This window comes from Variovorax sp. Varisp85 (assembly GCF_047304045.1).
GTDB lineage: Bacteria > Pseudomonadota > Gammaproteobacteria > Burkholderiales > Burkholderiaceae_C > Variovorax.
Genome location: NZ_JBGLYN010000029.1, coordinates 1 through 16,553, shown reverse-complemented (window position 1 = coordinate 16,553; position 16,553 = coordinate 1). Strand labels below are relative to the sequence as shown.

The window sequence follows — 16,553 nt, the reverse complement described above, 5'->3', positions numbered from 1 at the left end:
ACCGTCCGATGAAGAAGACCGCCAACGCCAACCTGTTCGCCGCCCTGCGCGCGGCATTTCCCGCCGACCTCGACCGCATCGCCGTCGAGACCGACAACGGCCTGTTCTATTCGTGGCGCGACATCGAGCGCGCCAGCGCCATGATCGCGAACCTGCTCGACGCGCTGGGCCTGGAGAAGGGCGCACGCATCGCGGTGCAGGTCGAGAAGTCGGTCGAGGCGATGCTGCTGTACCTTGCCACGCTGCGCGCGGGCTATGTGTTCCTGCCGCTCAACACGGCCTACCAGAGCGCCGAGATCGAATACTTCATCGGCAACGCCGAGCCGGCCGTGGTGGTGTGCACCAGCCGCAATGCCTCGTGGGTCGCGCCGATTGCCGCCGCGGCGGGTACGAAGCACGTCTTCACGCTGGACGACGACCGCACCGGCACGCTGCTCGAAATGGCCGCGCAGTGCAGCGACCGGCACACGGTGGCACAGCGCAAGACCGGCGACATGGCCGCCATCCTCTACACCAGCGGCACCACCGGCCGCAGCAAGGGCGCGATGCTCACGCACGGCAACCTGCTGTCGAACGCCCAGGTGCTGAAGGACTACTGGGGCTGGACCGAAGGCGACGTGCTGATCCACGCGCTGCCCATCTTCCACGTGCATGGCCTGTTCGTGGCGCTGCACGGCGCGCTGCTCAACGGCAGCAAGATGCTGTGGTTCTCGAAGTTCGAGCCGAAGCGTGTCGGCGCGAAGCTGCCCGAGGCGACGGTGTTCATGGGCGTGCCCACGCTGTACGTGCGGCTGCTGGCCGAGCCGGGCCTCACGCGCGAGGCGGTGCGCAACATGCGGCTGTTCGTCGCGGGCTCGGCGCCGCTCCTGATCGAGACCTTCGACGAATGGCGCGAGCGCACCGGCCACACCATCCTCGAGCGCTACGGCATGAGCGAGACGGCCATGCTCACGTCCAACCCCTACAGGCCGGAACAGGGCGAACGCCGCGGCGGCACCGTCGGCTTTGCGCTGCCGGGCGTGCAACTGCGCGTACGCGACGACAGCGGCCGCAGCTGCGCCACCGACGAGATCGGCAACATCGAAGTCAGCGGCCCCAACGTGTTCGCGGGCTACTGGCGCATGCCCGAGAAGACGAAGGAAGAGTTCACCGCCGACGGCTTCTTCAAGACCGGCGACGTGGGCAAGATCGACGGCCGGGGCTACATCACCATCGTCGGGCGCAGCAAGGACCTGATCATCAGCGGTGGCTACAACGTGTACCCGGCGGAGATCGAGGGCTACATCAACGAGATGGCCGGTGTGGCGGAAAGCGCCGTGGTCGGCGTGCCGCACCCCGACTTCGGCGAGGTGGGCGTGGCCATCGTCATTCCCAAGGCGGGCTCCTCGCTCGATGCCGATGCCATCGTGGCCGAACTCAAGTCGAAGCTCGCGAACTTCAAGATCCCCAAGCGCTGCTTCGTGGTGCCGGAGCTGCCGCGCAACACCATGGGCAAGGTGCAGAAGGCGCTGCTGCGCGCTGAGCACAAGGGGCTGTTCGCCGCCTGAGACTGCCTACGAAGCGGGCGCGAGCCCGTTCATCATCCCGCTGCCCGCGTGGCAGTTGACGTACTCGTAGCTCTGCTCGTCGGCCTTGAGCACCGACACCTCGTGGTACACGCGCAGCTGCAGCTGGAAGTTCAGCGCCTGCACGTAGCGCATGAAGCTGCCGAAGATCGCGACGTGCGTGGGGTGCGACTCGGCCCAGCGCTCCATGTCGGCCAGCGCGCGCCAGTAGCTCAGGCCGAATGACTTCTGCAGCGTCGCTCCCTGCGCGTCGAGGTGGCGCATATAGCGGTTGCTGTAGCAGCCGATGCCCAACCCTTGGTCGCGCAGGAAGTCCATGCCTTCGCGTAGCACCGGTTCCATGTCCTGCAGGTAGAGCGTGCGTTCCTGGCCGGTGGTCTCGGTCCATTCCTGGCCGGAGCGGATCATCGCGAGGTTCTCGTGGCCCGCGATGCGAACGCGCTGCCCCGGCGCCGGCGTACCCGCGATCACCGCGCGCATGCCCGAGGGCGCCATCGCGTCGGTCTGCGAGAGCGGGATGCGGTCGCGCATCGAACCCCAGTAGCCGTGCTCCTGCAGCTCGCCGCTGACCCCGCCCATCACCACACCGACCCCTTCGAAGCGGTCGGGTGTGTTGAACATGGTCTCGAAGTGCTCGACGCGCGGCGAGGCGATCTCGCGGAAGTAGCCCAGGCCTTCCCTGAGCCGCTCGTCGGAGCGCCACCAGGCGTCGACCGCGGGCGTCGCGCACCAGCGCGCGTAGGCTGCGGGATCGCTCCAATAGGCGATGGCGATCATGTTGTCGAAGCCTTCGGCGTCGACGTAATGCGTCAGGTCGTGATGGCCGGGGCCGTCGGGCAGGGCGAAGTCGCGTGCGATCTTCATCAGCGCGGCGCAGGCACGGCCCTGCATTTCAGCGCCGCGCGACTGCACGCCGAAGTAGCCCATCACCACCTGCTTCACCGCGACCGGGGCCCGCGCCGACCACACGGGGTAGGGCGGCACGTAGTCGTTTTCCACGCGGCGATGGCGCGTGCGGGGGCACTTCAGGTGCTCGTCGATGGCGGATTCCATGGCGTGCCTCCGCTGCTTCAGGCTGCGACCGGCTCGGACACGGCGCCTTCGGGCTCGGCCTTGGGCCCCGGCGACGCCGCCTGCTGCACCACGACCGGTTCGCGGCGCGTCTTATTGAGCAGCAGCTGCGTGACATCGGGCCGCGAGTAGTGGCCGCTGGGGTCGGCGGCAGCCTTGGCGAGAGAGATCATGCCGAGGTCGATGTCCGCAACGACCAGGCCTTCCTCGTCTTCCGCCAAGGGCGTGCCCAGCGGCGAGCCGTCGGGTGCGTAGATGCGCGCATAGCCGCCGCCGGTGCGCAGCATCTGCTGCTTGCCGGCATCGGTGCACATCAGTTCGCTCATGGCCTTCGACACGGTGGCGCAGGGCGCGATCACGAAGCACTGGCCCTCGGCCGCATAGACCTGGCTCGCGGCGTTGTTGACCTCGGGCCCCAGCGCGTAGGCAGCGCCTCGGTACAGCGAGAAGCTCGGCCAGGCGCCGCAGTGGATCTGCTCGTTCTGCGAATACATCGCGTACTTGCTCAGAGGCTGCAGGTGCTCCCAGCACGAGAGCGAACCGATGTTGCCCAGCGGTGTCTCGACCACGGCAAGGTCGGAGCCGTCGCCTTCGCCGAACACCGTGCGCTCCACGTGCGTGGGCTTGAGCTTGCGCCGCGTCTGCACCGTGTCGCCCTGGTCGTCGATGAGCGCCTGTGCGATGTAGAGGCTGCCCGCGGCCTTCTCGCTGTAGCCCAGCGACACCCAGATCCCGAGCTTGCGCGCGGCCTCCCTGACGCGGTCGAACTCGGCCGAACCGACCACCAGCGAGTTGTCGTGATAGCGCTGCACGAACTGCATGCCCCAGGCCGGCGAGTCGAGCCAGATCCACCATGGGTAGCCGGGCACCCAGGTCTCGGGAAAGGCGACGAGCTTCACGCCCTGTTTCGCGGCCTGCGCCATGAGGTCGATGGTCTTGTCGATGGTGCCGTCGAGGTCGAGGAACACGGGCGAGGCTTGTACTGCTGCAACGCGCAGCTTGGGATGAACGGTGGTCGGCATGAAGCTTCTCCAGATGCAATGGAAGTAACGGGGCGTGGGCCGCAAGCACCGGGTTTGCGCTGTGGCATGCGGGTTGCTTGAAGCGTAGATTCGCGCCGCCGGAACGCCTTGACCCGGTTTGGCGGCGTTCTTGTTCCAGCGTTGCATGCCTTGCCTGCTCCTGCTGTCCAGGCTTTCCGAGGAACCCCCGATGACCCAGTTGCTCAGCACCGACGCCGTCCCGCGCGACCAGCGGCTCGCCTACTGGACCGACATGATCTGCAACGTCTACGTGCAGCTCGGCTGCGACCCGGTGCGCGAGGGCGAGGCCGGCGATTTCGAAGGCAGCATCCGCCAGCACACGCTGCCCGGGCTCGACGTGTCGGTCGTCACCTCGGGGCCGCAGAAGGTGATGCGCACGCCGGGGCATATCTCGCATTCCAGCGACGACTACTTCCTCGTGAGCATCCAGGCGCGCGGCCAGGGCGTGGTGCGGCAGGACGGCCGCGATGCGGTGCTGTCGGCCGGCGACTTCGCGCTGTACGACAGCACGCGGCCCTACCAACTGCTGTTCGACCAGTCCTTCGAGCAGATCGTGCTCAAGCTGCCCGGCGAGCGCCTGCGCAGCGAGCTGCGCGACACCGAGGCGCTGACGGCCACCACGGTTTCGGGACGCGAAGGCGCGGGGCACCTGCTGCTGAGCATGATCCGCACGCTGCGTGAGGACATCGACACGCTGCAGCCGGCATCGGCCCTCGCGGTGGCCAACGGCGTGCAGAACATCCTGGTGGCCGGGCTGCAGACCTTGCCGGTGGCGAGCGCGCCTTCGCTGAGCAATCTCGCGGCTTACCACCTCGCGCGCGTGAAGCGGCGCATCGACGAGCAGCTAGCCGATCCATCGCTGTCGGTGAGCACGCTGGCGGCCGGGCTGGGCGTGTCGGTGAGCCACGTCCACCGCGCGTTCAAGAGCGAGCCGCTCACGCCCTCGCAGTACATCTGGGAGCGCAGGCTGGAGGCATGCAGCCGCGACCTGCTGGAGCCGCGCCTCGCGGGCCGCCCCGTGGCCGACATCGCCTACAGCCGGGGATTCAACGACGCGGCGCATTTCAGCCGCGCGTTCAAGGAGCGCTTCGGCTGCTCGCCGCGCGAATGGCGGCAGCAGCGCACGCAGTAGCGACGAAGAAAACTACTGCACCAGCAGCACCGTGGTGTTCGTCTCGGCGATCACCTTGGTGGCGACCGAGCCCATCAGCGCGCGGCCGAAGATGCCATGGCCGTGGGTGCCGAGCACGATCAGCCCCGCTTGCGCTGCAGTGGCCGACTTGAGGATTTCCTCGGCCACGTGGCCGTGGCGCGATTCCACCGTGTAGTTGCTCACGCCGCTCTCGGCGAACAGCGCCTTCACGGGGTCGAGCACCTTGGCACTTTCCTCCGCGTAGTAGTCCGCGACGATCTCCTTGCTCAGGTGGCGCGAGACGTGGCCCGAGATGCCGGTGCACACGTTCACCACCACCAGCTGATGCCCGTCCACGAACATGCCCCGGTTGGACAACAGGTAGTCGAGCGCCTTGCGGGTGTAGGCGCTGCCATCGACGGCGATGAGGATTTTCATGAGGCCGTTATACGGCGCGGTCCTGCGCGCCGCAATGGGACGGACCTCGGGCGCGAAGGGCTTTTTCGCCCGACGGATCAGCCGTGCAGCCCCTTCCAGAGCATGTAGGCCGCCAGCAGGTACAGGATGCTCGCGAACACGCGCTTGAGCTTCCTCACCGGCAGGCTGTGCGCGGCCTTCGCGCCCAACGGCGCGGTGAACACGCTGCAAATGGCGATCACAGCCAGCGCGGGCAGCCAGATGTAGCCGAAGGAGCCCGCCGGCAAGCCCTGCACCGACTGGCCGCTGACCGCATAGCCGAGCACGTTCGCCACTGCGATCGGAAAGCCCAGCGCCGCGCTGGTCGCCACCGCGTTGTGGATCGACACGTTGCACCACGTCATGAACGGCACGCTGATGAAGCCGCCGCCCGCGCCCACGAGGCCCGAGATGAAGCCGATCACACCGCCCGCCGCGAGCTGGCCGCCCGCACCCGGCATCTGCCGTGTAGGCGCGGGCTTCTTGTCGAGGAACATCTGCGTGGCCGAGAAGCCCACGAACAGCGCGAAGAAGATGGCGAGCGCCGTGCCCTTGAGCAGCGAGAACACGCCGAGGCTGCCCACCAGGCTGCCGATGACGATGCCGGGCGCGAGCCGCCGCACGATGTCCCAGCGCACCGCGCCGCGCTTGTGATGCGCGCGCACGCTCGACACCGACGTGAAGATGATCGTCGCCATCGAGGTCGCGATCGCCATCTTCACCGCGAGGTCGGCCGGCACGCCGCGATGGCCCATGATGATCGTGATGAACGGCACCATCAGCATGCCGCCGCCGATGCCCAGCAGGCCCGCGAGAAAACCGGTGCCAAGGCCCAGGGCGGCGAGTTCGGCAATCAGGATGGGGTCGAGCAGGGCAGCGAAGTTCACGGGAAGGTCAGGCGAGGGGAGTTTGGAAAAAGCAACGGCCCCATGCAGTGGATGCAGGGGGCCGTGGCAGGAATAGGTGTCTGCAGGTGATGTGCCGGACCCGCATCCTGAACCAGGGTTCAGGTGGGCGAGGGCAGCAGGACTTCGGGTTCATCTGACGCGAGATGATCACGCCCGTCGAGCGATGTACCAAGCCCGGCTCCGGAGAGCATTGGAACAAGGAAATATTAAGCCCGACACAGTCTGCAGACGGAGTGGATTTTACGCTTCGTCTGTCTCCCTGCGGGATTCATTCAGAGTAAATGTCCATCGCCGGCCAGGGCCTGATCGAGTCTTTGAATGAGTTGCGCGGCCTTCGGGTCGGCATCGCCGCTGTCTGCTGTGGCGGCAACGGCGGGCGCCGCCATTGGTGCGGCTGCGGCCTGCTGCTGTGCCGCCAGATCGAACGCCAGGTTCAGCGAGGCCAGCACCGCGATGCGATCGCGGGCCTTGACTTTTCCCGCATCGCGGATCTTGCACATGGCCGCGTCCACGCGTTCGACGGCTTCGCGCAGCTGCGCCTCGCCGCCATCGGGGCAGCCGAGCAGATAGCTCTGGCCCATGATCTGTACTTCAATCTGCTTCATGCGGGGGAATCTTCGGAAGGTGGTTCAGCCGGCAGCCGTTCGAGCAGGGCATCGAGACGCGTGCGAGCCGCGGCGAGGCGCGACTTCAGGCCGTCGCGTTCGCGCGTGAGCGCATCGACCTGCTCCTGCAGCAACGCATTGGTGCGTTGCACCTCTTCGTGACGCACGAGCAGTCGTTCAACACGCTCGGCGATCTGGTCGATGGGGCTGGAGGCGGGCATGGTTGGCGATTGTAGTTTCACGGGGAGGCGGTCCCGCCGAGGCCTGGCGCGGCACGCGGCGCAATCCGGATTCTGCGACCTCGCAGTCCGTCGATCAAACCTTTCATGGCTCGCTCAGCCGCACGTAGGTGGCGAGCAGCGCGCTCTTCGCTGCCACGCCCAGCAGCACCGGGTTGGCCGTGCTCTCGATCACCGGCAGTCGCTCGCCCAGGTGGTCCAGGAAGCGCTGAAGCGCTTCGCCCAGGCCAGTGTCGGCGGTCAGCGGCAGGATGGCCTGTGAGAGCAAGGCGCTCGCGGTCGTCTCGGCAGGTGCCGTACCAAGAGCCGACAGCGGCACCACGCCGAGATAGCGGTTGTCCGCATCGACCACGTACAGGTACTTCACGGGGTGCTGCAGGAAGAGCTTGCTCATCGCCTCGCGGTCCGCCTCGGGCCTGACCACCGTTTCGGCCGGCTGCACCAGGTCGCGCATGTGCAGCCCGCGCAAGCGCATCTGTGCGTCGCGCTGTTCGTTGCGGCGCAGGGTGATCTCGTACATCGAGCCGGCGTTGGCCGAGCGCGCGACGAAATATGCGATGACGCTCGCCGCCATCAGCGGCAGCATGACCTGGTAGCTCAGCGTCATCTCGAAGATCATCAGGATCGCCATCAGCGGCGCCTGCGTCGCGCCCGCCAGGAACGCACCCATGCCGACGATGGCATAGGCGAACGGCGCCGAGCTTGCGGCCGGCCACAGCGCCTGTACGCCCTGGCCGAACAGCGCACCCACCATGCAGCCGAAGAACAGCGCGGGCGTGAACACGCCGCCCACCGCGCCCGAACCGGCCGTGGCCAGCGTGGCGACCGCCTTGGCTGCCAGCACCATCGCGATCAACGTCCACGGCCAGGGCGTGTGCAGCACCGCATTGACCACGCTGTAGCCGTTGCCCCAGACCTCGGGCACGGGCACAGACACCACGCCCATCACCAAGCCGCCCAAAGCCAGCCGCCACGGCAGCGTCAGCAGCAATCGCGAGAACAGTGCGCGGCTGCCCTGCAGCGCACGCAGGAAGCCGACCGCCGCAAAGCCCAGCAGCACGCCGAGCACGCAGAACAGCATGACCTCGGCGCCATGGATCTCCGGGAACGCCGGCATCCTGTACGGCGGCTGGTAGCCGGGCAGCGCCCGCATCGCCACGTTGGCGACCACCGAGGCGATGATGATCGGCCCCACGTTCTCCATTGCGATCGAGCCCAGCACGATCTCGGCGACGAAGAAGGCGCCGGCGATGGGCGCGTTGTAGGCCGCGGTCAGGCCCGCCGCCGCGCCGCAGGCCACCAGCAGCCGCAGCCGCTCGACCGGAAAGCGGAACACCCGCCCCAACAGCGAAGCCGCCAGCGCCGCCAGCTGCACCATCGAGCCCTCGCGCCCGATGGAGCCGCCGCTGCCGATGCTCACCAGCGACGACGCACTGCGCGCCAGCGTCTGCGCCACCGGGATGCGTCCGTCGCCGAGCACGATGGCTTCCATGTAGTCGGAGGTGGCGCTGCGCTGCGCGACGCGTTTCGCCAGCACGAGCAGCAGCCCGGCCACCAGCCCGCCCAGCGTGGGGCAGGCAATGCGCGCCCACCACGGCAGGTGCTTCGCCATCGCCACCAGCCCTTCGCCCGGCCCGAGCACCAGGTGCTCGAAGGCAAGGAGCGCCGCGCGGAAGACTTCGGTCGCCAGCGTGCCCAGCAGGCCGGCCCCGATGGACCACAGCAGCATCGACTGCCAGCCCGAGATGCCGAAGAGACGCTGCAGCGCTGAACGAAGATCCAGGAAAACCGAGGCGGGCCGCATCATGGCCGCCGATGTTAGCGGCGACCGCAACTTTCGAATTAACCCGCCGCCGGCAGGCTCTAAAATCCTGCCCGTTGGTGCCTGCGGCGTGGTTCACGCGCCGCGGTTCAACGGGAAGCAGGAGTGGAAGCCCCCGACCTCATCAGGTCGGAACAAGGCCGAAGCCGCCTGCGCTGCCCCCGCAACGGTCAAGCAGACGGCGCCGCAAGGCGCCAACCCCTTTCCATCGAAGCCACTGGGTGCCCTGAAACAGGCGCCTGGGAAGGCGGCAGGGGTCGTTCTGCCAGCCCGGATACCGGCCAACAAGGCGGCTGCCGCATGCGTGATCGTTGCATGGGGCGGCCATGGCGCCCAGGCGCCGGCGGGGAGGCCGGCGAGGGGTATTGACGTTCGTTCGGCTCATTCCATGATTTCCCACGTTTGCTTTTCTCGCGGCCGCGCTCCTGCGCGCCGTTTCCGCCACGCCTGCCTGCCGCTGGCGCTGGCTACCGCCTTCGGCGGCCTGGCCCATGCACAGGAGGCCCCCACGCTCGGCGAAACGGTGGTCACGGCCAACCGCACGCCGCAGGCGCTGTCGGACCTGGTGGGCGACGTGTCCATCGTCGACCGGCAAACCATCGAGCGCAGCGGCGCGACCGGCGTGGCCGACGTTCTCTCGCGCCTGCCCGGCATCGAGATCTCGCGCTCGGGCGGCTTGGGCAACGCCACCAGCCTGTACATCCGCGGCGCGGAAACGCGCTTCACGGCGGTCTACCTCGACGGCGTGCGCATCGACTCGCAATCGACCGGAGGCGCCGGCTGGGAAGGCATTCCGCTCTCGCAGATCGACCGCATCGAAGTGCTGCGCGGCCCGGCCGCCGCGGTCTATGGCTCGGATGCCATCGGCGGCGTGATCCAGCTCTTCACCAGGCGCGGCGAAGAGGGTGTGGCGCCTTACGCGGGCATCGGCTTCGGCAGCAACGGCCTGCGCAAGATCGAAGGCGGCGTGAGCGGCAAGTCGGGCCTGTTCGACTATTCGTTCGGCGTGGCGCATGAAGAAAGCAAGGGCTACAACGTGCAGCCCGCCAACAAGCGCAACGTGGTCAAGGACGGCTACGCCAGCCCCGACCGCGACGGCTACACCAGCACCTCGGGCAACGTGAAGCTGGGCTTCCAGATCACGCCCGACCAGCGCATCGATGCCACGCTGCTCACCAGCGAGGCCAAGGCCGGCTACGACGCCGCCGTATCCTACAGGACCAGGCCGCCGATCCTGTTTCGCGACGACGAGTCGACCAATACCCTGCGCACCGCCGGCCTGACCTGGTCGGCCAAGTGGAACGACGTCTACAGCACCCGCGTGCAGGTGACCGATTCGCAGTCGGTCTACAAGACGCAGCCTTCGTTCTACCGCACCGAAACCAACCTGCGCGGCTACCTGTTCCAGAACGAGTTCCGCTTCGGCCCGCACCTGGTGACGGCCACGCTCGAACGCCGCGAGGACGCACTCGAAAACGCGCCCACCACTACATCCAAGCTGCTGTCGCGCGATCGTTCGCAGGATGCAATTTCGCTCGGCTACGGCTTCGTGCAGGGCCCGCATTCGCTGCAGCTGCACGTGCGCCACGACAAGGACAGCGAGTTCGGCGGCAAGACCACCGGCAGCGCGGCCTACGGCTATGCCATCACGCCATCGCTGCGTTTCACGGCTTCTGCGGGCACGGCCTTCCGCGTGCCCACGCTGTATCAGCGCTTCAGCGAATTCGGCCTGGCCACGCTCAAGCCGGAATCGAGCCGCAACGTCGAGCTGGGCCTGCAGTACACCGAAGGCGCCACGCAGGCGGGCATCGTCGTCTACAGCAGCCGCGTGCGCAACCTGATCGGGTTCGATGGAACGGCCAAGGGCTGCGCCTCCTCGTTCGGCTGCTACTCGAGTACCGCGCGCGCCCGCTACCAGGGCGTCACGCTGTCGGGCAGCCAGCGCTTGGGCGACGTCACGCTGCGCAGTTCGTTCGACTTCCAGGACCCGCGCGACCTCGCCACCCACAACCTGCTGGCCCGCCGCGCGCAGCGCCACGCCACCCTGGGCGCCGACTGGCGCATTGCCGGCTGGACGCTGGGCGCCGAGGTGCAGACATCGAGCCGCCGCTACGACGATGCAGCCAACAGCGTGAAGCTCGGCGGCTACACCGTGCTGAACCTGTCGGCCTCCACGCAGATCACGCGTGACCTCAACCTCGTGGCGCGCGTTGACAATGTGGGCAACAAGGACTACCAGTACGCGCGGCTGTACGCCAATGCCGGCCGCACTGCGTACGTCGGTCTCAAGTGGACGCCTCACTAAGCCAACCCTCGCCACGAAGCGGCGCCGCCGGTGCCGAGGCGGCCTCGTGCGCCGCCGTGCTGGTGGCTGCCCCGGCCTCGGGGCAGGGCAAGACCACCGTCGCGGCGGCGCTCGCGCGGCTGCATGCGCGCCAGGGCCGCCGGGTGCGCGCTTTCAAGTGCGGGCCCGATTTCCTCGATCCGCACTGGCTGGCGCTGGCCACCGGCGCGCCGGTGCATTCGCTCGACCTCTGGATGACCGGCGAGGCCGATTGCCGGGCGCGCCTGCGCGCCGCAGCGGCCGAATGCGACCTGCTGATCGTCGAAGGCGTGATGGGTCTGTTCGACGGCACGCCCAGCGCGGCCGACCTTGCCGAGCGTTTCGGCCTGCCGGTGCTCGCGGTGATCGATGCGCACGCCATGGCCGGTACCTTCGGCGCGCTGGCCTACGGGCTGCAGAACTTCCGGCCCGGATTGCCGTGGGCTGGCGTGCTGGCGAATCGGGTGGCCAGCGAAAGGCATGCGGGCATGCTGAAGGACGCATTGCGCGAGCCTTCGCAATGGCTCGGCGCCTTGCCGCGCGACGCAGGCTTCACGCTGCCCGAGCGGCACCTGGGCCTCGTTGCCGCCACCGAACTCGGCGATGCGATGGCGCGGCTCGATGCGGCGGCCGATGTGCTGGCCGCCACGCCGCTCGGCCGGATGCAGGCCAGTCAGCTGCCGCAGGTGCGCTTCGAAGCGACTGAACCTGAAGCAGCGATCCCGGCGTTGCTGGCCGGGCGCACCATCGCCATCGCGCGCGATGCGGCCTTCTCGTTCATCTATCCCGCGAACCTCGACGTGCTCACTGCGCTGGGCGCGCGGCTCTCCTTCTTCTCGCCACTTGCGGGCGATGCCCTGCCGGCCTGCGACGCCGTCTGGCTGCCCGGCGGCTATCCCGAGCTGCACGCTGAAGCGCTGGCCGCCTGCGCAACGATGCGCGAATCGCTCGCCGCGCATGCTGCATTGGGCAAGCCGGTCTGGGCCGAGTGCGGCGGCATGATGGCGCTGTTCGACGAACTGGCCACGCAGGACGATGCACAGGTCCACCGTCTCTGGGGCCTGCTGCCCGGCCGCGTGACGATGCAGAAGCGGCTCGCCGGCCTCGGACCCCAGCAGCTCACGCTCGGCAGCGACACCTTGCGCGGCCACACCTTCCACTATTCGCGCTGCGAAACGACGCTCGCGCCTGCCGCCCACACGGCCCGGCCCGGCGCAACGCAGGCCGTGGGCGCGCGCAGCGGCGAGGCGCTGTACGTGCGCGGCCCGGTGCGCGCGAGCTATTTCCACGCGTGGTTTGCCTCCAGTCCGCAAGCCACGGCCCGCCTTTTCGGCGCCATGCCCATCGATTTGGAGAGCCATGCCGCAACCGAGTAAGCCGAAGACCGCCGAGCACGAATTCATCCTGGGCGGCCAGAAGAGCGGCAAGTCGCGTCGGGCAGAGCAGCGCGCCATCGACTGGCTCGCCGCCGAGCCTCGCACGCACCGCGCCGTGCTGATCGCCACCGCGCAGGCTTACGACGACGAGATGCTGGAGCGCATCGTGCGCCACCAGGCCGACCGTGCCGAGCGCGTGCCCGGCATGCGCACCATCGAGGAGCCGATCGAACTCGCGCGCGCCGTCGTCACGCAGAGTTCGCCCGAGACGCTGGTCGTGATCGACTGCCTCACGCTGTGGCTCACCAACCTGCTGATGCCGATGCCCTCTGAAGACGCTCGGCCCGTGAAACGCACCCCGGCAACGCACGTGGCGATGCTGCTGGCCGCGCTGCGCGAGGCGCGCGGGCCGGTGGTACTGGTCGGCAACGAGATCGGACTGGGCGTGATTCCGCTGGGCCGCGAGACGCGCGCCTTCGTCGACGCACTCGGCCGGCTCAACCAGGACGTGGCCGCCGCCTGCGGTCGCGTCACGCTGATGGCGGCCGGACTGCCGTTGAGCCTGAAAGCGCCCGCTGCATGAGGAAGACGATCCGCATTCCACTGGCTGCGCTGGGCCTGGCCCTGTTCGCGCTTGGCGCGCACGCCCTCGACGTGATCGACGAACGTGGCGCAACCGTGAGCCTCCCGCAACCACCGCAGCGCATCGTCTCGCTGCTGCCGGCGCTGACCGAATCGGTCTGCGCGCTCGGCGCCTGCGGCCGGCTGGTGGGCGTCGACCGCTACTCCAACTGGCCCGAACAGGTGAGGGCGCTGCCCCAGCTCGGCGGCGGCATCGACCCGAACGTGGAAGCCATCGCCGCGCTCAGGCCCGACGCGGTGCTGCTCGCCAAGTCGTCGCGCGTCACGCAGCGGCTCGAAGCGTTGGGCCTGAAGGTGCTGGTGCTCGAACCCAAGAGCCACGCCGATGTGCAGCGCGTGCTCGACAAGCTCGACCAGGTGCTCGGCACGCATGAAGCGCCCAAGGTTTGGCGCGTGATCGATGCCAGCGTGTCGGCCGCCGCGCAGTCGGTGCCCGCGAGTGCGAAGGGGTTGCGCGTGTATTTCGAAGTGAACAGCGCGCCGTATGCGGCGGGCGAGTCGTCGTTCATCGGCGAGACGCTCAAGCGGCTCGGAGAGAAGAACATCGTGCCGGCATCGCTGGGGCCGTTTCCCAAGCTCAACCCCGAGTACGTGGTGCGCGCGAATCCCGATCTCATCATGGTCAGCGTGCGCAGTGCGCAAGGGCTGGAGCAGCGCCCCGGCTGGGCCGGCATCCGCGCGGTGCGCGAAGGCCGCATCTGCCGCTTCGACGCTGCGCAATCCGACGTGCTCGTGCGTCCCGGCCCGCGCATGGACGAGGCTGCGCGCCTGATGGCGCAGTGCCTGAGCGACAAGGGCGGCAAGCGGTGAACGCGGCGCTCAGGCATACGGCCCACCTGCGCCGCGTCCTGCTGCTCGGCTCGGGCCTGCTGGTACTCGGCGCGGTGCTGATGGCGCTGGGGCTGGGCATCGGCAGCACCGGTTTCGAAAGCCTGTTCGCGGCGCGGCACGACCCGGTGGCGCTGCAGATCGTGTGGGAGATCCGCCTGCCGCGCACGCTCGGTGCATGGCTGGCCGGCGCGCTGCTGGGGCTGGCGGGTGCGGTCGCGCAGGGGCTGTTCCGCAACCCGCTGGCCGATCCGTACCTGCTGGGCAGTGCCTCGGGCGCTTCGCTCGGCGTGGCACTGGCGCTGCTGATGTTCGGCGGCTCGGCCGCCAGCACGCAGTGGGTGATGCGGCTCGGGCTGACCGGCGCGGCCTTCCTCGGTGCGGTGCTGGCGGTGATGCTCACGCTGATGCTGGCGCGCGGCGTGCAGCAGACGCTGCGGCTGTTGCTGGCCGGGGTAATCGTCGGCGTGGTGCTCGGCGCCGCGAAAGACCTCATCACCATCGCCTCGGCCGACATCCTGCAGGCGATCCAGGGCTTCATCCTGGGCAGCACCGGCCTCGTCGGCTGGAGCGCCTGCGCGGTGATGGCCATGGTCGGCGCGGTCTGCCTGCTGCTGGCCTGGGCGCTGGCGCCGGTGCTCGACGGGCTCGCGCTCGGCGAGGCCACGGCGCGCAGCCTGGGCCTGCCGCTGGGCGCGATGCGCGCGGCGCTGGTCGTGGTGCTGGCGTTGGCCACGGGTGCGGCGGTGGCGCAGACCGGGTTGATCGCCTTCGTCGGCCTGGCCGCGCCACACCTCGTGCGCTCGGTCGTCAAGACCACGCACGCGCGGTTGATCGTCCTGTCGGCGCTGATGGGCGGCTTGCTGCTGATGGCGGCCGACCTGCTGGCGCGCTGGCTGATCGCGCCGCAGGAACTGCCGGTGGGCGTGCTCACGGCGGTGCTGGGCGGCAGCTACCTGCTGTGGCTGATGCACCGACGCGGCGCGCGGAGTGGCGTGGCATGAGCGAGCGGCACACACCGGCCCTCGAAGCACGCCGCGTGAGCGCTACGCTGGGCGCTACCGAGGTGCTGCACGACATCGACCTGCAGCTGTCCACCGCCCGCTGGACCAGCATCGTCGGCCCGAACGGCGCGGGCAAGTCGACGCTGCTCAAGGCGCTCGCGGGCCTGCTCACACACCGCGGCGAAGTGCGGCTCTTCGGCGAGGCGCAGGGCAAGGTGCCGGCGCGCATCCGCGCCCAGCGCCTCTCGTGGCTGGGCCAGAGCGGCACGGGCGAGGGCAGCGCCGACGACCTGATGGTCTACGACGTCGCCATGCTCGGCCGCTTGCCGCACCAACGCTGGCTGGCTGCGCCCAGTACCGCCGACCGCGAGGCCGTGGAGCGTGCCCTGCGCAGCACGCAGGCCTGGGACTGGCGCGATCGTCCGCTGGGCCAGCTTTCCGGTGGCGAGCGCCAGCGCGTGCTGCTGGCGCGCGCGCTCGCGGTCGAGGCCGAACTGCTGCTGATGGACGAGCCGCTCGCCAACCTCGACCCGCCGCACCAGGCGGACTGGATGCAGACTGCGCGCGCGCTTGTCGCCGAAGGCCGCACCGTGGTCAGCGTGCTGCACGAGCTGCCGATGGCACTGGCCGCCGACGAGCTCGTCGTGATGGACCGCGGCCGCGTGGTTCATCATGGCGGCTGCGGCGACCCCACTACTCACGCCGCACTGGAACAGGTGTTCGACCACCGCATCCGCGTGCACCGGGTGGCGGACCAGTGGATTGCGTTGCCGCTATGACGTGCGCTGTGTTTTTTGCGCGTTGTTCGGGGTGCGCGCACACCCCGAAACAGCAGCCCCGAAACTGACAAGAGAACCCATGCAAATAGAAGCCCCTCCCAGCGAGAAGCCCTACGAGAAGCCCGAAGGCGAACGCCGCGGCCTCGTCATCGTCAACACCGGCGACGGCAAGGGCAAGAGCACCGCGGCCTTCGGCCTTGCGCTGCGCGCGCACGGCCGCGGCAAGGCCGTGAAGATCTACCAGTTCATGAAGGTGCCATCGGCGCGCTTCGGCGAGCACCGCATGTTCGAACAGATCGGCATCCCGATCGAAGGCCTCGGCGACGGCTTCAGCTGGAAGAGCCAGGACCTCGAACGTTCGGGCCAGCTCGCGCGCGACGGCTGGGAGAAGGCCAGGGCGGCGATCCTGTCGGGCGAGCACTTCCTCGTGGTGCTCGACGAAATCACCTACCCGCTGATCTATGGCTGGCTACCGCTCGAAGGCGTGCTCGAAACATTGCGAGCGCGGCCCAAGCATGTGCATGTGGTCCTCACGGGGCGGCGCTGCCCGCCGGAGATCATCGAGCTGGCCGATACCGTGACCGAGATGACGCTCGTCAAGCATGCCTTCAAGGCGGGCATCCCGGCGCAGCGCGGCATCGAGGACTGAGGTGAATAGCTGTCGTCGTCGTCGTTCGGGGCGTGATCACGCCGACGGGGTACCTTGCTCCGCGAATGTCCCCCGGCCTGCGGCCTCCTCCTTTATTTCGCTGCGCAAGGC

Annotated in this window: 16 protein-coding genes and 1 riboswitch; of the genes, 9 read left to right on the top strand and 7 right to left on the bottom strand. The window is 68.7% G+C overall.

Annotated elements, in window-relative coordinates; translation table 11 throughout:
* Positions 1 to 8 precede the first annotated feature (8 nt).
* Positions 9 to 1,547 carry a malonate--CoA ligase gene (locus ACCC97_RS13650; RefSeq protein WP_413333315.1) on the top strand — a complete coding sequence of 513 codons (1,539 nt, stop codon included), beginning with the start codon at positions 9 to 11 and terminating at the stop codon, positions 1,545 to 1,547.
* Positions 1,548 to 1,553: 6 nt separating this feature from the next.
* On the opposite strand, the gene ACCC97_RS13645 is transcribed toward ACCC97_RS13650, so the two are convergent.
* Together ACCC97_RS13645 and ACCC97_RS13640 are read right to left on the bottom strand one after the other, a co-directional pair.
* Positions 1,554 to 2,618 (bottom strand): phenylacetaldoxime dehydratase family protein, encoded by a 1,065-nt coding sequence (locus ACCC97_RS13645; RefSeq protein WP_413333313.1) that lies wholly within the window; start codon positions 2,616 to 2,618, stop codon positions 1,554 to 1,556.
* 17 nt (positions 2,619 to 2,635) lie between these two features.
* Positions 2,636 to 3,658 (bottom strand): carbon-nitrogen hydrolase family protein, encoded by a 1,023-nt coding sequence (locus ACCC97_RS13640; protein ID WP_413333312.1) that lies wholly within the window; start codon positions 3,656 to 3,658, stop codon positions 2,636 to 2,638.
* Positions 3,659 to 3,848: 190 nt separating this feature from the next.
* Between ACCC97_RS13640 and ACCC97_RS13635 the strand changes: the two genes are divergently transcribed.
* A complete protein-coding gene (locus ACCC97_RS13635; protein ID WP_413333310.1) occupies positions 3,849 to 4,811 on the top strand; it encodes a helix-turn-helix domain-containing protein in 963 nt (320 codons plus the stop codon).
* Positions 4,812 to 4,823: 12 nt separating this feature from the next.
* Here ACCC97_RS13635 and ACCC97_RS13630 read toward each other — a convergent pair whose 3' ends face one another.
* The 5 genes from ACCC97_RS13630 to ACCC97_RS13610 all read right to left on the bottom strand — a co-directional run bounded on the left by ACCC97_RS13630 (position 4,824) and on the right by ACCC97_RS13610 (position 8,826).
* Positions 4,824 to 5,249 (bottom strand): universal stress protein, encoded by a 426-nt coding sequence (locus ACCC97_RS13630; protein WP_007829729.1) that lies wholly within the window; start codon positions 5,247 to 5,249, stop codon positions 4,824 to 4,826.
* Positions 5,250 to 5,326: 77 nt separating this feature from the next.
* Entirely contained in the window at positions 5,327 to 6,154 is an 828-nt protein-coding gene (locus tag ACCC97_RS13625) for a sulfite exporter TauE/SafE family protein (RefSeq protein WP_007829727.1), read from the bottom strand.
* Positions 6,155 to 6,447: 293 nt separating this feature from the next.
* Positions 6,448 to 6,780 (bottom strand): cell division protein ZapA, encoded by a 333-nt coding sequence (locus ACCC97_RS13620; protein ID WP_007829725.1) that lies wholly within the window; start codon positions 6,778 to 6,780, stop codon positions 6,448 to 6,450.
* The gene (locus tag ACCC97_RS13615) at positions 6,777 to 7,001 is read right to left on the bottom strand and encodes a hypothetical protein (protein WP_007829722.1); all 225 of its coding nucleotides are present in this window, start codon (positions 6,999 to 7,001) and stop codon (positions 6,777 to 6,779) included. The genes ACCC97_RS13620 and ACCC97_RS13615 overlap by 4 nt, the downstream gene beginning before the upstream one ends.
* A gap of 103 nt (positions 7,002 to 7,104) precedes the next feature.
* The gene (locus tag ACCC97_RS13610) at positions 7,105 to 8,826 is read right to left on the bottom strand and encodes a ClcB-like voltage-gated chloride channel protein (protein ID WP_413333309.1); all 1,722 of its coding nucleotides are present in this window, start codon (positions 8,824 to 8,826) and stop codon (positions 7,105 to 7,107) included.
* Positions 8,827 to 8,881: 55 nt separating this feature from the next.
* A riboswitch (cobalamin riboswitch) is annotated at positions 8,882 to 9,142 on the top strand.
* An 87-nt stretch (positions 9,143 to 9,229) separates the two neighbouring features.
* On the opposite strand from ACCC97_RS13610, the gene ACCC97_RS13605 reads away from it, so the two are divergent.
* From ACCC97_RS13605 to cobO, 7 genes are all read left to right on the top strand, one after another.
* A complete protein-coding gene (locus ACCC97_RS13605; RefSeq protein WP_413333307.1) occupies positions 9,230 to 11,146 on the top strand; it encodes a TonB-dependent receptor domain-containing protein in 1,917 nt (638 codons plus the stop codon).
* Positions 11,131 to 12,540 (top strand): cobyrinate a,c-diamide synthase, encoded by a 1,410-nt coding sequence (locus ACCC97_RS13600; protein ID WP_413333305.1) that lies wholly within the window; start codon positions 11,131 to 11,133, stop codon positions 12,538 to 12,540. Before ACCC97_RS13605 ends, ACCC97_RS13600 begins: the two co-directional genes overlap by 16 nt.
* The gene (locus tag ACCC97_RS13595) at positions 12,524 to 13,123 is read left to right on the top strand and encodes a bifunctional adenosylcobinamide kinase/adenosylcobinamide-phosphate guanylyltransferase (RefSeq protein ID WP_413333303.1); all 600 of its coding nucleotides are present in this window, start codon (positions 12,524 to 12,526) and stop codon (positions 13,121 to 13,123) included. The genes ACCC97_RS13600 and ACCC97_RS13595 overlap by 17 nt, the downstream gene beginning before the upstream one ends.
* On the top strand, positions 13,120 to 13,992 hold the full coding sequence (locus ACCC97_RS13590; protein ID WP_413333301.1) for an ABC transporter substrate-binding protein: 873 nt from the start codon (positions 13,120 to 13,122) through the stop codon (positions 13,990 to 13,992). The genes ACCC97_RS13595 and ACCC97_RS13590 overlap by 4 nt, the downstream gene beginning before the upstream one ends.
* Positions 13,989 to 15,014, top strand: a complete 1,026-nt coding sequence (locus ACCC97_RS13585) for a FecCD family ABC transporter permease (RefSeq protein WP_413333358.1) — start codon at positions 13,989 to 13,991, stop codon at positions 15,012 to 15,014. Before ACCC97_RS13590 ends, ACCC97_RS13585 begins: the two co-directional genes overlap by 4 nt.
* Complete coding sequence (locus tag ACCC97_RS13580) at positions 15,011 to 15,793, top strand: ABC transporter ATP-binding protein (protein WP_413333299.1); 783 nt, start codon at positions 15,011 to 15,013, stop codon at positions 15,791 to 15,793. Before ACCC97_RS13585 ends, ACCC97_RS13580 begins: the two co-directional genes overlap by 4 nt.
* A gap of 79 nt (positions 15,794 to 15,872) precedes the next feature.
* Positions 15,873 to 16,442 (top strand): cob(I)yrinic acid a,c-diamide adenosyltransferase, encoded by a 570-nt coding sequence (gene cobO, locus ACCC97_RS13575; RefSeq protein WP_007829710.1) that lies wholly within the window; start codon positions 15,873 to 15,875, stop codon positions 16,440 to 16,442.
* The last annotated feature ends 111 nt before the right edge of the window (positions 16,443 to 16,553 follow it).

What these genes read in the sequence shown, in the direction of transcription:
- ACCC97_RS13650 (WP_413333315.1), top strand. Translation starts at nt 9, where the DNA reads ATGAAGAAGACCGCCAACGCCAACCTGTTCGCCGCCCTGCGCGCGGCA.
- ACCC97_RS13645 (WP_413333313.1), bottom strand. Translation starts at nt 2,618, where the DNA reads ATGGAATCCGCCATCGACGAGCACCTGAAGTGCCCCCGCACGCGCCAT.
- ACCC97_RS13640 (WP_413333312.1), bottom strand. Translation starts at nt 3,658, where the DNA reads ATGCCGACCACCGTTCATCCCAAGCTGCGCGTTGCAGCAGTACAAGCC.
- ACCC97_RS13635 (WP_413333310.1), top strand. Translation starts at nt 3,849, where the DNA reads ATGACCCAGTTGCTCAGCACCGACGCCGTCCCGCGCGACCAGCGGCTC.
- ACCC97_RS13630 (WP_007829729.1), bottom strand. Translation starts at nt 5,249, where the DNA reads ATGAAAATCCTCATCGCCGTCGATGGCAGCGCCTACACCCGCAAGGCG.
- ACCC97_RS13620 (WP_007829725.1), bottom strand. Translation starts at nt 6,780, where the DNA reads ATGAAGCAGATTGAAGTACAGATCATGGGCCAGAGCTATCTGCTCGGC.
- ACCC97_RS13615 (WP_007829722.1), bottom strand. Translation starts at nt 7,001, where the DNA reads ATGCCCGCCTCCAGCCCCATCGACCAGATCGCCGAGCGTGTTGAACGA.
- ACCC97_RS13610 (WP_413333309.1), bottom strand. Translation starts at nt 8,826, where the DNA reads ATGATGCGGCCCGCCTCGGTTTTCCTGGATCTTCGTTCAGCGCTGCAG.
- ACCC97_RS13605 (WP_413333307.1), top strand. Translation starts at nt 9,230, where the DNA reads ATGATTTCCCACGTTTGCTTTTCTCGCGGCCGCGCTCCTGCGCGCCGT.
- ACCC97_RS13595 (WP_413333303.1), top strand. Translation starts at nt 12,524, where the DNA reads ATGCCGCAACCGAGTAAGCCGAAGACCGCCGAGCACGAATTCATCCTG.
- ACCC97_RS13590 (WP_413333301.1), top strand. Translation starts at nt 13,120, where the DNA reads ATGAGGAAGACGATCCGCATTCCACTGGCTGCGCTGGGCCTGGCCCTG.
- ACCC97_RS13580 (WP_413333299.1), top strand. Translation starts at nt 15,011, where the DNA reads ATGAGCGAGCGGCACACACCGGCCCTCGAAGCACGCCGCGTGAGCGCT.
- cobO (WP_007829710.1), top strand. Translation starts at nt 15,873, where the DNA reads ATGCAAATAGAAGCCCCTCCCAGCGAGAAGCCCTACGAGAAGCCCGAA.